This is a genomic window from Algoriphagus faecimaris, assembly GCF_900101705.1.
Taxonomy (GTDB): domain Bacteria; phylum Bacteroidota; class Bacteroidia; order Cytophagales; family Cyclobacteriaceae; genus Algoriphagus; species Algoriphagus faecimaris.
In genome coordinates this window covers 172,991-187,532 of the sequence record NZ_FNAC01000001.1, presented here as the reverse complement: position 1 = coordinate 187,532, position 14,542 = coordinate 172,991, and the positions used below count along the sequence as shown (strand labels likewise).

Below are 14,542 nucleotides of genomic sequence, written 5' to 3'. Positions count from 1 at the left end.
TTAATCTAATTTCAGTTATTTATGCTGGATGAGCTATGATAAAAGTCACATTTAGAACTGATTGAGGTCAAAAATCTGGACAATTTAAAATAGGAAGGTATCTTTGACTTCCACGATTTAAAAATCTTTATCACAAAAATTTTTTCTTAAAACATGGCATACAGTGATTCTCGACTCGCAGCAGTGAGACTTTACCGGAAGATTAAAACTGGTTGGGTTTATGCTTCTTCAACTTTTATCGGGAATTTTGGAATGGCTCTATTTATGACCTCCTTATTCAGACCACTGGGCTATGGAGTGGATGTCAATTATGTTTTTTTTCTGACTATACTGGCTATTGGTTTATGGGTTACAGAGGCCATTCCTCCATTTGCGGTAGCCATATTTACTATTGCTGGGCTTTTACTGGGCTTTGGTACGGATTTTATTAAAACCGAGATCGAAACCCCTGTCGAAATGTACTTGGGAACATGGACCAGTAATGTCATTTGGTTGCTTTTGGGTGGTTTTTTTCTCGCAGAAGGCATGAGTATGGTTGCTTTGGATAAGGCTTTGTTTCGATTCACTTTACAGCGATTTGGCTCAAAACCGGATCGCTTGCTTCTGGGTCTTATGCTGACCACTGCTTTGGGAAGTATGGTCATGTCTAATACTGCCACCACCGCGATGATGGTTTCCTCGGTTCTGCCCTTGGCTAGACTCATGGGCAAGGATTCTCCTTTTACTAAGGCTTTACTAGTTGGAATTCCGGCAGCGGCTACTTTGGGTGGTATGGGGACGATTATTGGTAGTACACCCAATGCGATAGCGGTGGGAGCGCTTCAGGAAAAAGGAGTAAATATCACCTTTGTGGAGTGGATGATATTTGGAATTCCTGCAGCTATTATTTCGATTTATTTCTTTTGGTATTTTCTGAAGCGCAATCTTCAGCTGGAGGCACTAGGTGTAGATTTGAATGAGTTTTTGGGCTCCAACTCTAGTTCCAAGGGAAGATTTGAGCGGGGCGCTGTAATTTTTACCTTGGTTCTGACGGTCGGCACGTGGTTGACAGAACCGCTACATGGTATTCCAATCGCAGCGACATCGGCGATTCCTATTGTGCTGCTGACCATTTTTCAGGTGATCAAAGCCGAAGATGTACGAAGGCTTCCTTGGGATACCTTGATGCTGGTAGCAGGAGGATTGGCACTGGGAATAGCCATGGTGGAGGTAGGCTTGACTGATATTGTGATGGAAGGGATTTATTCCTTGTCCATCCCTACTATTGGTCTTGCGATTATTTTTGCCATCATCGGTGTCTTGATTTCCAATATTATGAGCAATACGGCTGCCTCATCCATTCTCGTGCCTTTGGCGCTTTCTCTTCCAGGAATCTGGGGTTTTTCAGTCCCTTTAATTGTCGCTTTGAGTTGCTCCTGTGCACTGCTACTTCCTGTCTCTACTCCTTCCAATGCCATTGCTTTTTCGACAGGAATGGTCGAACAAAAGAGTTTTAGACCCGGAGGATTGATAATGATGGTGGTAGGGCCAATTTTAGCATTTTTCACCGTCTTGATTTACGGTTTCTTTTTCTTTTAATGGGAATAAGACAGATACTGACTAAAAAGTCAGACTTCTACTTGAGACGGTAAATTTTGACTCGCGATAAAAAGGCTGTATTTTGAATTGAAAACAAAGAGGATATATACCTATGGATAATTTTTCAAGAAGAGAATCGATCAAGCGCTTGGGTCTACTTTCCGGGCTTTCATATTTGGCTCCATTGAATTTGATGGCTTGTAGTCAATCGGGGACAAAAAAAGATAGGTTAGGAGTAGCCTTGGTTGGTTTAGGGTATTACAGTACGGACCTTTTAGCTCCTGCTTTACAAATCACAAAGCATTGCTATCTCGCGGGAATAGTGACAGGTACTCCGGAAAAGGAAAAAATCTGGATGGATAAATATGACATTCCGGACAAGAATGTTTACAACTATGAAAATTTTGACTCCATCAAGGATAATCCTGACATCGATGTCATCTATATTGTTTTGCCACCTTCTATGCACCGAGAGTATGTGGAGCGGGCCGCTGCTGCCAAAAAGCAGGTATGGTGCGAAAAACCCATGGCGGTTACGGCCAAGGAATGCCAATCTATGATCGATGCTTGTAAAGCGAATGGAGTGAGTTTATCCATAGGGTATCGATGTCAGCATGAACCGAATACATTGGAATTTCAGCGAATTATCAAGGAAGGGTTACTTGGCTCGGTAGAGCGTGTAGAATGTGCCGCGGGCTATCGGGAGAACCGCACCAATCACTGGAAACAAAAACGTGAAATGGGAGGAGGTGTCATTTATGACATGGGGGTATATTCCATTCAAGGAGCTCGTCTGGGCAGTAATATGGAGCCCATTGCGGTCAAATCTGCTAAAATTTGGACGGAGCGGCCTGAAATTTACCAAAATGGCTTAGGTGAAATTGTGGAGGCCGAATTGGAATTTCCGGATGGAGTGAGCGCCTGGATCAAAACAAGCTTTGCAGAAAACATCAACTTTTTGAATATCCACTGTGAAAAAGGAACTGTAGAAATAGCTCCTTTTCAAGCTTATGCCGGAATCAAAGGGAAAAGTCCGCTCGGAGAAATCAATTTCCCCTATGAGGTACCTTGGCAGCAAGCCAATCAGATGGATCAGGATGCGTTGGCCATCATGAATAATCAACGCATGAAGGTGCCTGGAGAAGAAGGGAAACGGGATATTCGAATAGTGGAGGCGATTCTGGAATCAGCGGAGACAGGAAAACGGGTTGTGATCTAGGATCAGGATTCAATGTCCATTTTTACGATTACATTTCCGATTTTCTTTCCCTGAGAAACATAGGAATAAGCTTCTTTGATTTCAGCTAACCTAATCACCCGATCAATCAGGGGATTAAATTGTTTTTTCAGGAGCAATTCACTCATTTGTGAAAGTGAACCTTGAATATCTTGTGGTAAAGGGAAAATCACTTTTTTATTGCTCCAAATCGGAGTAGTCAAAGCGAGGAAAATATTTTCCCATTTGGGTCCCAATTCTGAAGAAAGATAGGATCCTTTGGGAAGTAGTAGAGGCTTACAAATGGAAAATCTACTTTTTCCCACAGCATCTAAAATAGCATGAAACCGCTCCCCACAGTCTAAAAAGTTTTCCTCCAATCCATCTATTACCTTATCGGCACCTAAGTCCTTGACGCGATCGACATTTCCTAAAGTGACAGCAGTAACTTCTATTTTTTGATTTTTGAGCAATTGAATCGCTGCAGATCCAATGGCCCCAGTCCCTCCGATGACCAAAACCCTGTCTTTGGGGTTTAGCTTAAGTTTATTCAAAAAATTAAGAGCGTAATGCGCACCCTCTATACTTGCGGCGGCAATAATGGGATCGATGCCTTGCGGCAGTTTTTGGATTAGTTTGAACGCATGGGTACAAAAATACTCTGCATGGCTTCCGAACCCATTGTCTTTCATCCCCCAGACCAAATCTCCAACCGAAAAATCCCGAATTTTGTCTCCAACCTTAGTGACTTTGCCAACGAAATCTACGCCAGGGATGGGATTCCTCGGTTTTGGCCAGCCTACAAAAAGCCTCATGATCCATGGCCATCCTGTCAAAACCGCCAAGTCTGTTCGGTTGACAGAAGTGGTGCTGACTTTGATTTGAATCTCATCGGTTTGAGGCTCCGGTATTGGGAGTTCTTTCAGCTCGATTCTTGAGGAATCGGTGTAAGTGGTGCGATAGACAGCTTTCATGTGAAAAAAGAGTGGGTTTAAACGTGCTGATCGATCAATATGGCATTTCCATCTGGATCAAAGAATAAAATACTGCCGGGTCCACTGGCAGAGGGGTCTGTTTCTTGGGCGAGTTTGATTCCTTTGGATAGGAGTTCTTTTTGGATATTTCTGACATCCTCGAAGTCTTCGACTAGTCCGGCCTCTTGATCCCAGCCGGGGTTGAAAGTGAGGATGTTTTTTTCGAACATTTCATGAAAAAGGCCGATCAAAGTCTGCTCATTTTTCATGATTAGGTAGTTTTGTTTTTCGCTGCCAGCAAAAACACTAAATCCAAGATGTTCATAAAATTCCTTGGAGGCTTGGAGGTTTTTGACAGATAGGCTAATGGAAAAGGCACCGAGTTTCATATTTGTTGGGAGTTTGGGTTCTGAATTTAAGCTTATTCAATTAAAATAAATCGTTTTCCCCTGCTCAGCACTTTTCTTGGCAGCTTCCAATATTTCCATCACAATCAAGTTGTTTTCCAATGAATAGAGATCAAACGGTGGGAGTTGAATTTCATTTTGGATAACGGCTTTCAGTAATAGAAAGGGATCGGGATAAGGCAGATCAAGCTCGGGAAGCTCATAGATTTTTTCCTGAAACCCATCATATCCCTCCGCCCATCGAGTTCGGAGTTGGTTGCGGTTATCGGCATAGATGGCTCCTTTTTCAGCATAGATTTCCATGTCTTTTCTGCCAATGGGCCAGTTCCATGAAGCTTGGATGATCAATTGCTTATCTGGGTAATTGACGATGATGGTAGCATCATCCTCTACCTTGGGATTATTTTCAGGTTGAAGCTGCTGAGTGATGGCGGTAACAGAAAGGGGGCGCTCCCCATTGGCAAGCCAGGTCATGAGGTTTGCTCCATAGCAGCCAAAATCCATCAAAGCCCCACCACCGTTGAGTTGGGGATCGGTCAGCCATTCCAAAAACTCCGGGCCGACCCCGATTTTCTTTGGACCTCGATGACCGTCTCTGACGATTACTTTTATTGCATTACCATATTCGCCCGACATCAAGATCTCTTTGGCCTTGTGATTGGTGGGGTACCAGCTTGTTTCGTAGTTGGTCAAAAGGTGAATCTGATGTTTTTGGGCCAAATTTGCCATTTCTTGGGCATGTTTGAGGCTTACAGCAAGTGGCTTTTCGACCATTACGTGAATTCCTCTTGGAGCAGCGGCTTGGACGATCCTTAAATGATCAAAGGTGTTTCCAAAAGCAGCCACAGCCTCAGGCTCTGTTTCCTCCAGCATGTTGTCCAAATCCGCAAAGATCAAATCCATTGAAAACCCGTATTGGATGGCATACTTACTTGCCAGGTCTCGATCCGGCTCAGCAATTCCCACCAACTCAAAATCGCCCCGATCAATAGCAGAAAGGACCCAGCCTACATGGCCGTGTGTCAGACCTGCCACTGCTAGCTTGAGTTTTTTTGCTTGGGCTGATGCGGTCATGATTGATCCAAAAAGAAGCAATAGAAAACAAATAAATCGTAGCATAAGAGGCTAATTGTACTGGTAAGATAAGGAATCAATCTGAAGTTGAAGCCAAGTCCAGTCTCCTTCAGGAAGTCTCCAGGTTGCCTTCATTTTACTGGGAATCCTAACACCTTCAAATTCTTGGTATGCTTCCACAGTTAGAATCCATGGAAAGCGCTTCGAATCAGGTTTATTTTCATAAAATCGCAAGGCTTCAAACCGAACAAAGTTTCCTGAATCATCGAAGTAAAAGCTTCCTTTGCCTGTAATTTGATTTATCTTCAGCGTGGCTTCAGCCGCGTTTTCACCTAATTCCTTCCAGCTGATTTCTGGATGAAGCGCCAAGCTAGGCATCCATACAAGTTCTCCTAAAAATCGCTGTAGGCTTCCCTCATCTATTTTTTCACCAATTTCATTGACAATTGGAAAAATGCCAGCGAGACGAATGAGCATTTCTCCATTCCCGCTCATAAATTGATCTCGGCCATAAATTTTTATCCCTGGAGCCATAGTCATCTCTACTTGCCAGTGAAATCCCGGAGGATTCAAGCTGCTGATTTGAAATGCTTTGGCTTCTTTCCATTCAGCTTGATCAGGCTTCATTTTTATCTGAGCGGTTTGGTGGATTTGAGCAGAAACCGGAGGCCGACTCTCTTCAAACCCTGAGTTTTTGAGCCAATTTTGAATGACAGAGGGTAGTTCTTCTAATTTCTTTAATTCTGGAATTTCCCTTGAATTTTGAAACATGAGCTTTTCTGCGCTCACTTTCTTTTCCCAATTGGCAAGAAAAATCATTTGAATCGCTGCTAGTAGGAGAATTAGATTAGCGATACTTCCGAATTTGGCATCTTGCCAGACTGTGAAAATGAGAATTTGGGAAAGTAGCACTGCCGAAATTCCAAGGTAGCTGGCATAGGGTTTTTCAAAAAATGCCCCAACAGCAAAACCCAAAAACAGCAAGGCACTCAGTAACCAAAGCAAGCCTGAAGAAGTGGAAATAGGTTGGGAGAGCGCAGTGATTTCTGCGAGTTTAAATGCCTTTACAAATCCCATCAAATGGATAAGTCCGTGGAGGCACACGAATAGAAGTAAGGCCGTTTTCATTGATAAAAAGAGAAATAAACGCATACCTAAGTTTGGAAATTTATTTTCATTATCAAATTTTGTGTAGCTTTCCTGAGAAAAATCATCCCTTTTTGTTCTTATGAAATCGAGCATGACGTAGCCGTCACACACTGGTATGACTATCAACCATGCGAGATTCCATAGCCTGCCCCGACTATTCGGGGTGACCTTTAAAATACAATTATAGACGCATGAAAAACCTTTTCTTTACCCTACTCGCTGTCGCAATTTTCACTTGGTCCTGTAGCCCAGAAAAAACTTATCAGTTTCAAGTCTCCGATTTGGAACCTCATATTGATACCCTGGCTTCTGATTATTTCGAAGGACGGATGCCATTCTCGGCGGGAGAGCAAAAGACGGTAGATTACCTTCTTCAGGAATTTCAAAAAATAGGAGTTGAGCCCGGAAATGGAGATTCTTTTATCCAAGAGGTGCCTTTGGTGTCTATTACAACCCAAGCTGCGACTACGATGGAGATCCGTTCTGAGCGGGAAGCCATCACCTTGGAAGGGCTTAAAGACTATGTGCTGTGGACACAGCGGACCGATTCGGAAATAGTTGTGGATGAGGCCGAATTGATCTTTGCTGGCTTTGGTATCGTGGCGCCTGAGTACGGATGGGATGATTATAAGAATATTGATGTGACAGATAAAATCGTGGTGGTTTTGGTCAATGATCCCGGTTTTGGAACAGAGGATGTTGATTTTTTCAAAGGAAATACAATGACTTACTATGGTCGATGGACCTATAAATATGAAGAGGCCATCCGTCAGGGAGCTCTGGGCTGCCTGATTGTACACAATACCATTCCGGCAGGTTATGGATTCAATGTGGTGCAGAATTCCTGGAATTCGTCCAAGCTGTATTTAGATGATCGGGGAAAGGCGGATTATAAATTGGCTTTTGAGGGATGGTTGACTTTGCCTGTTGCGAATCAACTATTTGAAGTGGCTGGGTTAAATGAGCGGGAGCTTTTGGCCAAAGCTAGAAAAGTAGATTTTGAAGCGATCCCAATGAATTTGAAAGCGAGTACAAGGATGGAAGTGCAGGCGAATTACAATACTTCTCAGAATGTAGTTGCCAAAATCACAGGTTCGGAGAAGCCGGATGAGTATGTCATCTACACCGCCCATTGGGATCACTTGGGGATTGGAAAGCCTGATGAGAAAGGGGATAGTATTTACAATGGTGCGCTGGATAATGCATCTGGAACGGCTGCTCTTCTTGCTATCGCGAAAGCCTTCCAAAAAAGTACGCAACCCAAACGTTCGGTGGTTTTTCTGGCAGTTACCGCAGAGGAACAGGGGCTTTTGGGTTCTGCTCATTATGCTCAAAATCCCATCTATCCACTGGAAAAGACCATCACCAACATCAATATGGACGGGATTAATCCTTATGGAAAAATGAAGGATGTATCGGTTATCGGTGTGGGGCAGTCTGAGATGGAAGATTTATTGGATGTGGAACTGGAAAAACTGGGAAGATATTCGGCTCCTGAACCTAATCCTGTGGCAGGCTACTATTTCCGCTCAGACCATTTCAACTTTGCAAAAGTAGGTGTTCCTGCGCTTTACTTCCATACGGGCATCGATCATGTGGAAAAAGGAAAAGAGTATGGGAAAAATTTACAGGCAAATTATACTGCCGAATATTATCATAAGCCTTCCGATGAGTACGATGCGGGACGATGGAATCTCGACGGTGCAGTGGATGATGTGCAGCTACTCTTCAATATCGGTCAAAACCTTTCTAATAGTAGCAATTGGCCTAACTGGAAGGCTAGTTCTGAGTTTAAGGCAGTTAGAGATGGGTATATGAAGAAGTGATTGGGAAAGGAATTAAGAGCTTGCTTTGAGAAAAGCGTCACCCTAATTCCTTGTATTTTATTCTTGCTCCTCTCCTTCGATCAGCTCTATAAGTGCTTTTAACTCTGTGTTTGAAATATTTTCTTTCTCGGCTTTGTCGTAAACTGAAAGTAAGAAAACGGTATTTTTATTAATTTTTACTAATGAAATAACCCTAGCGCCACCTGATTTTCCCTTCCCCTTGGATTTGATTGACATTCGGATTTTAAAACAATTTTTACCTAGAGAAATCCCTTGGATTGGAGTCTCTTGAAGACTATGGATTAGATCTGAAAAATCTTCCTTTAAGGAAGCATATTTTTTTGAAAGCTTTTTTAACTCCTTCCTAAAATTCGGAATAGCAACTATTTCATAATTCATCCAATAGTTCTTTGACTGAAATTAATTTTGTTTTACCTTCCTTAACTTGATTGTATTCTTCAATAGATTGCTTCAGGTTGCTGAAAATATCCGCCTTATAGGGGCTTAGGGTTTTGGCTTTTACAAATTTGAAATTTTTTAAAAGTTCCAAAATGAAATCCGCTTTTTCGTCTTCGATTTCTAATAATAACTTCATCGTATTAGTTTGTAGGTTAGGCTTTTTCCTTTTGATAAGCTTAATTTAACAAAATCAGGCAAGAAATTAAGTTATTTATCTAATTTAAAATTCAATCCATCCAATCAACTTTTCGCCAAGAGCAATTGAAACTCTAAAGGACTGCACGGCTGAAATTCATCTTCCGCCAAATCTTCAAAAATCTCTTCATCAAATTCCATTTCAGTTTTTTCGATCTTCCCATCCGGATGGACTATGAGTTCGGTTCCGGAAAAATCCTCCGGGTTTACCATCACCAAAACCTGATAATCGTCAAAAATTCGTTTGAAATACTGTGAAATTGTTTTTGCCATGATTTTCTTGTAAAACTACAATTTAGCGGTTGGATGTGATCGCATTATTTTGATAAATGATTTCTGTAGGGGGCTTTTGGGTTTCTTGGATTCTTCGAAATAAAAACATAGCCTGAGCCAAAAAATCACTTTCCTCATAAGTTTTTGTAGGAGTAAAAGCATGGTTTTTGACCAAGAAAACCGGTCCGTAAGTTCCTGTTATTTCATACCCATTAGCTGATTTTGTTCGCTTCAATCTGATCTCGGAACCGTCTACAAATTCAATTCGGGCATTTCCAAAGAAAAAACTGCCTCGTCCTCTTGCGATTTGCAAATCTGAATCTTGATCCACCATGCGGATATCTTTTATGAAGGGTCTATTTCGATGAAAGAAAAGACGATAATTCCTTTCTTCTGACTCCAATTCGGCATAGCGAAATCCCTGATCAACTTTTAAAATAGCCTGGTCACCATTAGGACCTTGATAATTAACTTCAATCATTGGGATTTCCCAAGGAGAGGAACTTTGTGCTTTTACCGAATAAAAAGAAAAGAGGAGGATAGCCGTCGATAGGATGGTTTTGGATTTCATAGTTAAAGAGTTTGAATTCAAAGTTTTTACGCAGGAGCAGATAAGTAAGTTTTCAGTACCGAAATGAGGATTTCCAATCCATGAATGTGGATTGAAAAAAAATGATCAAAATATATTGAATTTACTTTTTCTTTTCGGTTCCCTTCCTAAATTTGCCAAAGTCTTATGAAAACAACTACAAACAAATATTGGTGGTGGCATCCTTCAACTTTCCCTGGGAAAGCACAGAAAGCCCTTGCCTAAATTTGAATGCAAGAACTATATAAACGGCTTACTGGTTTCCCCCGGTAAGCCTTTTTTTATGTCAAAAATTAACCACCCATGAACCACGTCAAATTTCCGATTCTAACCACCTACAAGAAGCGATTAGCTGATACGATCACTCCTGTGAGTATTTACCTTCAAATCAGGGATCGATTTGCCAATCCCATCCTACTGGAAAGCTCCGATTACCACGGGCAGGAAAACAGCTATTCCTATATCTGCTTTAATCCGCTTGCGACCTTTTCTTTCAATGAAGGAAAGGTCTCGGAAAAGTTGCCCAATGGTGAAGAGTTGAATTATGAGGTGACTGCCGAAAAGTCTCTGATGGATCATTTAAGAGCTTTTGGAAATAAATTTGATCCTACTCCAGACAAATTTAAGTTTAGTACCAATGGACTTTTTGGCTACATTCAATACGATACGGTGGGCTGGTTTGAAGACATCAAGCTAAGTAAGACTCAAGCCAATGACATCCCGATGATGCACTACTCCATGTATCAAAACATCATCGTGGTGGATCATTATAAGAATGAATTGCACCTATTTGAGCATCGGGTGGCAGGGGCTGAAAACCCAGAATACATGCCCGAAATCGAGCAATTGCTCAACAATAAAAATATACCTGCCTATTCCTTCAAAAAAGTAGGAGAGGAGGTTTCGAACTATACGGACGAAGAATTTCTGAAAATACTCAATCAAGGTCGGGAACATTGTTTCCGAGGGGATGTATTTCAGATTGTACTCTCCAGACGATTTACCACCGAATTCAAAGGGGACGAATTCAACGTCTACCGCGCCTTGCGTTCCGTTAATCCCTCTCCCTATTTGTTCTATTTTGATTATGGTTCGTTCAAGGTTTTTGGGAGTTCTCCCGAGGCACAGATTGTGGTCAAAAACCGAAAAGCGACAATTTTTCCCATTGCGGGGACTTTCCGACGAACAGGAAATGACGTTGACGATGCAGAATTAGCCAAAAAGCTCTTCGATGATCCCAAGGAAAATTCAGAGCATGTGATGCTAGTGGATTTGGCCCGAAATGATCTTTCCCGATCCTCGGACTTAGTAAATGTGGATGTATTTAAAGAAATCCAATATTATTCTCATGTCATTCATTTGGTTTCAAAAGTGACGGGTGAATTGCCTGAAGGCACCAATCCTCTTCAGCTGGTAGCGGATACTTTTCCGGCAGGAACGCTCTCCGGCGCGCCCAAGTATCGAGCGATGGAACTCATCGATGAATTAGAAAATATCAGCCGACAGTTTTATGGTGGGGCCATTGGGTACTTGGGTTTCAATGGGGATTTTAATCATGCTATTTTGATCCGGTCTTTTGTGTCCGAAAATAACCAATTGCGATTCCAAGCGGGTGCTGGTGTGGTGGCTAAATCTTCCATCCCCTCCGAGCTGCAGGAAGTAGCCAATAAACTGGAAGCACTAAGAGTGGCCCTTCGTGCTGCTGAAACTATTTGAACCTATTAAACCATGAAAATACTGGTACTTGATAATTACGACTCCTTTACTTACAACCTGGTGTACATCATCCGACAGCTAGGCTATGGAGATCGTATGGACGTCTTCCGAAATGATAAAATTTCGCTTGAAGATGTCGCTCAATACGATAAAATCCTGCTTTCTCCCGGTCCGGGAATTCCCTCGGAAGCGGGGATCATGCCTGAATTGCTCAAGCGATATGCTGCCGAAAAATCCATTTTAGGAGTTTGTCTTGGACATCAGGCGATTGGCGAGGCATTCGGCGGTAGCCTGATCAATCTTTCCGAGGTTTTGCACGGGGTGGCTTCTCAGGTGAAAGTGGAAAGAGATTTGCTTTTCGAAGGAATCCCCGATACTTTTCCTATTGGAAGATATCACTCTTGGGTCATTGATGAATCCACCCTTTCGTCAGACTTGGAAATGATCGCTAAAACTCCCGATGGTCAAATCATGGCCGTTCGCCACAAACAGTTTGCGGTTCGTGGAGTTCAGTTTCATCCGGAAAGTATCCTCACCGAAAATGGAGTCAAAATCATTCAAAACTGGTTGGAATCCTGATTTCTGCCCAAAATCAACCTTAAAATGAAAGAAATTTTAAATCAACTGATCGAGCATAAAACACTGAGTCAAGCCCAAGCGAGAGAAGTGCTTAAAAATCTGGCTACGGGAGCTTACAATTCCTCTCAAGTGGCGGCATTTATGACGGTTTATTTGATGCGTTCAATCACTGTCGAGGAGTTACGCGGATTCAGAGAAGCCATGCTCGAGCTTTGTGTGCCTGTGGAGATTTCTGAATACGACGCCATGGATCTATGTGGTACAGGAGGCGACGGAAAAGACACCTTCAATATTTCCACCCTTTCTTCCTTTATCGTGGCTGGAGCTGGGCAAAATGTGGCCAAGCATGGTAACACGGGAGTTTCCTCGATTTGCGGTTCATCTAATTTGCTAGCTTATTTTGGCTATGAGTTTACCAATGATATCAGTGAAATCAGGCGTTCCTTGGACGAGGCAGGGATTTGCTTTCTGCATGCACCGCTTTTTCACCCTGCGATGAAAAATGTGGCTCCTATCCGAAAGGAGTTGGGTGTCAAAACCTTCTTCAATATGCTCGGTCCTATGGTGAATCCGAGCTTTCCCAAGAAGCAATTGGTCGGGGTATTCAGTTTGGAACTGGCACGATTGTATGCCTACCTCTATCAGGAAAGTGATGCGCAGTTTTCCATCCTTCATGCGTTAGATGGCTATGATGAGATTTCCTTGACAGGGGATTTTAAAATGATATCCAATACCGGTGAAAAGCTCTTTAGCCCGGAGCAAATCGGTCTTTCAAAGCTAAAGGCAGCAGAAATCAAAGGAGGAGAAACGGTCCAAGAATCAGCCAAAATCTTTGAGAACATTCTGAAAGGAAAAGGAACTAATCCCCAAAATGAGGTCGTTTTGGCCAATTCCGCTGCGGCTTTGGTCACAGCAAATCCAACATTATCATTTACCGAAGCAGTAGCTCAGGCAAGAGAAGTATTGATGAGTGGAAAGGCCCTCGAAGTGTTTAACGGGCTGGTCAATCCAAAAACTTCTGTTTCATTCGCTTAACCATTGATTATGAATATTTTAGAAAAAATAATTGCAGACAAGTACCAAGAAGTCGAAGAGCGGAAAAGCTTGATTCCCGTCAAACTTCTGGAAAAAAGTCCCTTTTTTGACGGTAAGGTGGTCTCCATGAAAAAATATGTGACCGATCCGGATAAGTCTGGGATCATTGCAGAATTCAAGCGGAAATCCCCTTCCAAAGGATTGATCAATGGCGCCGCTTCCGTGGAGCAGGTCAGTATTGGTTACATGCAGGCTGGCGCTTCGGCACTGTCAATTCTGACCGATCAGGAGTATTTCGGAGGAAATAATGAGGATTTGAAGATCGCTCGAAAATTCAATTTCTGTCCGATTCTCCGAAAAGACTTTGTCGTGGACGAATATCAAATTATCGAAGCCAAATCCATTGGTGCGGACTGCGTCCTGTTGATCGCAGCAGCTTTGGAACCAGAAAAACTGAAGTCCTTGGCCTACTTTGCCAAAAACCTAGGCATGGAGGTTTTGCTCGAGGTACACGATGGAGAAGAATTGGAAAAAAGCCTGAATGATGGCGTGGACTTGGTGGGGGTGAATAATCGAAACTTGAAGACTTTCGAGGTATCCATTGATACTTCTTTGGAGCTCGTGACTACGATTCCAGATACCTTTGTAAAAATCTCTGAAAGCGGAATTTCTGATCCTAAGACACTGATTGAGTTGAAAAAAGCGGGTTTTGACGGGTTTTTGATCGGCGAGAATTTCATGAAATCCAGTCGTCCGGAGCAGGCCGCTTACAACTTTATCAAGGAATTCAAACGATTGACAGCTAGCGAACTCTCCAAAGCCTGATGGAAATCAAAGTCTGTGGCATGCGTGAATTGGGAAATATCCAAAGCTTGATCGCTGAGGTCAAGCCGGATTGGATGGGATTGATCTTTTATCCCAAGTCACCGCGCTTTGTCACCGAAGATCGAGCGGTAGAGTTGAAAGGAATTGCAGTGAAAAAAGTCGGGGTTTTTGTCAATGAATCCGAGGTGGAAATTCTCAGGAAAGTAGGTTTATTTCAGCTTTCGGCCATTCAGCTTCATGGAAATGAATCCGCAGAATTTGTCAAAAAACTTTCGGAACGGACACCCTGTGAGCTTTGGAAAGTAGTTTCTGTTTCGGAGAAAATTGATTGGAAAAGTCTGGAAGCTTACCTGCCTTTTGTGAGTAAATTTCTTTTCGATACTGCGACTAAAGCGCACGGAGGATCAGGGCAGAAATTTGATTGGTCTGTTTTGGAAACTTATCCCTTCGACAAAGGCTTTCTCTTAAGTGGGGGGGTGGATGAGGAGAGTGTAGAGGAAATTGCAGCTTTGCGCAAGCGAATCTCGAAGCTTGAGGGAGTAGATTTGAACTCGAGATTTGAAGATGCACCGGGTTTGAAAAATATTGAAAAACTGAAAAAATTTAAACAAAAGCTTCTTTCTCAAGAGGCGATTTAAACGGGAGAA

Annotated in this window: 16 protein-coding genes; 8 read left to right on the top strand and 8 right to left on the bottom strand. The window is 42.5% G+C overall.

The features are described 5' to 3' along the window. Positions 1–153 precede the first annotated feature (153 nt). Together BLQ57_RS00870 and BLQ57_RS00865 are read left to right on the top strand one after the other, a co-directional pair. On the top strand, positions 154–1,578 hold the full coding sequence (locus BLQ57_RS00870; protein WP_087937566.1) for an SLC13 family permease: 1,425 nt from the start codon (positions 154–156) through the stop codon (positions 1,576–1,578). A gap of 112 nt (positions 1,579–1,690) precedes the next feature. Next, the gene (locus BLQ57_RS00865) at positions 1,691–2,797 is read left to right on the top strand and encodes a Gfo/Idh/MocA family protein (protein ID WP_087937567.1); all 1,107 of its coding nucleotides are present in this window, start codon (positions 1,691–1,693) and stop codon (positions 2,795–2,797) included. Positions 2,798–2,799: 2 nt separating this feature from the next. Here the strand turns inward: BLQ57_RS00865 and BLQ57_RS00860 are convergent, their stop codons facing one another. Genes BLQ57_RS00860 through BLQ57_RS00845 form a run of 4 tightly spaced genes read right to left on the bottom strand, consistent with a single transcriptional unit; the run spans position 2,800 to position 6,401 of the window. Further along, positions 2,800–3,768 carry an NAD(P)-dependent alcohol dehydrogenase gene (locus BLQ57_RS00860; protein WP_087937568.1) on the bottom strand — a complete coding sequence of 323 codons (969 nt, stop codon included), beginning with the start codon at positions 3,766–3,768 and terminating at the stop codon, positions 2,800–2,802. A gap of 17 nt (positions 3,769–3,785) precedes the next feature. Continuing rightward, the gene (locus BLQ57_RS00855; protein WP_087937569.1) at positions 3,786–4,157 is read right to left on the bottom strand and encodes a VOC family protein; all 372 of its coding nucleotides are present in this window, start codon (positions 4,155–4,157) and stop codon (positions 3,786–3,788) included. Positions 4,158–4,193: 36 nt separating this feature from the next. Next, positions 4,194–5,249, bottom strand: coding sequence for a Gfo/Idh/MocA family protein (locus BLQ57_RS00850; RefSeq protein WP_240507723.1), 1,056 nt, complete (start codon positions 5,247–5,249; stop codon positions 4,194–4,196). 51 nt (positions 5,250–5,300) lie between these two features. Beyond that, entirely contained in the window at positions 5,301–6,401 is a 1,101-nt protein-coding gene (locus BLQ57_RS00845; protein WP_139162633.1) for a DUF6544 family protein, read from the bottom strand. Positions 6,402–6,589: 188 nt separating this feature from the next. On the opposite strand from BLQ57_RS00845, the gene BLQ57_RS00840 reads away from it, so the two are divergent. Next, on the top strand, positions 6,590–8,224 hold the full coding sequence (locus BLQ57_RS00840; RefSeq protein WP_087937572.1) for a M28 family metallopeptidase: 1,635 nt from the start codon (positions 6,590–6,592) through the stop codon (positions 8,222–8,224). A 57-nt stretch (positions 8,225–8,281) separates the two neighbouring features. Here the strand turns inward: BLQ57_RS00840 and BLQ57_RS00835 are convergent, their stop codons facing one another. The 4 genes from BLQ57_RS00835 to BLQ57_RS00820 form a co-directional block, all read right to left on the bottom strand. Next, on the bottom strand, positions 8,282–8,623 hold the full coding sequence (locus BLQ57_RS00835) for a type II toxin-antitoxin system RelE family toxin (RefSeq protein ID WP_087937573.1): 342 nt from the start codon (positions 8,621–8,623) through the stop codon (positions 8,282–8,284). Continuing rightward, on the bottom strand, positions 8,613–8,819 hold the full coding sequence (locus BLQ57_RS00830) for a hypothetical protein (protein WP_087937574.1): 207 nt from the start codon (positions 8,817–8,819) through the stop codon (positions 8,613–8,615). Before BLQ57_RS00830 ends, BLQ57_RS00835 begins: the two co-directional genes overlap by 11 nt. Before the next feature lie 104 nt (positions 8,820–8,923). Beyond that, entirely contained in the window at positions 8,924–9,151 is a 228-nt protein-coding gene (locus BLQ57_RS00825) for a hypothetical protein (RefSeq protein ID WP_087937575.1), read from the bottom strand. A gap of 22 nt (positions 9,152–9,173) precedes the next feature. Further along, positions 9,174–9,722, bottom strand: a complete 549-nt coding sequence (locus BLQ57_RS00820) for a hypothetical protein (RefSeq protein ID WP_087937576.1) — start codon at positions 9,720–9,722, stop codon at positions 9,174–9,176. A gap of 321 nt (positions 9,723–10,043) precedes the next feature. Here BLQ57_RS00820 and BLQ57_RS00815 point away from each other — a divergent pair, with 321 nt between their 5' ends. From BLQ57_RS00815 to BLQ57_RS00795, 5 genes are read left to right on the top strand one after another with little or no spacing between them, the layout of a single operon-like run. After that, positions 10,044–11,456 (top strand): anthranilate synthase component I family protein, encoded by a 1,413-nt coding sequence (locus tag BLQ57_RS00815; RefSeq protein ID WP_087937577.1) that lies wholly within the window; start codon positions 10,044–10,046, stop codon positions 11,454–11,456. Positions 11,457–11,468: 12 nt separating this feature from the next. Beyond that, positions 11,469–12,035, top strand: coding sequence for an anthranilate synthase component II (locus tag BLQ57_RS00810; protein ID WP_087937578.1), 567 nt, complete (start codon positions 11,469–11,471; stop codon positions 12,033–12,035). A 24-nt stretch (positions 12,036–12,059) separates the two neighbouring features. Then, positions 12,060–13,070 (top strand): anthranilate phosphoribosyltransferase, encoded by a 1,011-nt coding sequence (gene trpD / locus BLQ57_RS00805; protein ID WP_087937579.1) that lies wholly within the window; start codon positions 12,060–12,062, stop codon positions 13,068–13,070. A 9-nt stretch (positions 13,071–13,079) separates the two neighbouring features. Then, positions 13,080–13,895: an indole-3-glycerol phosphate synthase TrpC gene (trpC, locus tag BLQ57_RS00800; protein ID WP_087937580.1), complete on the top strand. Its 816-nt coding sequence runs from the start codon at positions 13,080–13,082 to the stop codon at positions 13,893–13,895. Further along, positions 13,895–14,533 (top strand): phosphoribosylanthranilate isomerase, encoded by a 639-nt coding sequence (locus BLQ57_RS00795; RefSeq protein ID WP_087937581.1) that lies wholly within the window; start codon positions 13,895–13,897, stop codon positions 14,531–14,533. Before trpC ends, BLQ57_RS00795 begins: the two co-directional genes overlap by 1 nt. Positions 14,534–14,542 lie beyond the last annotated feature (9 nt).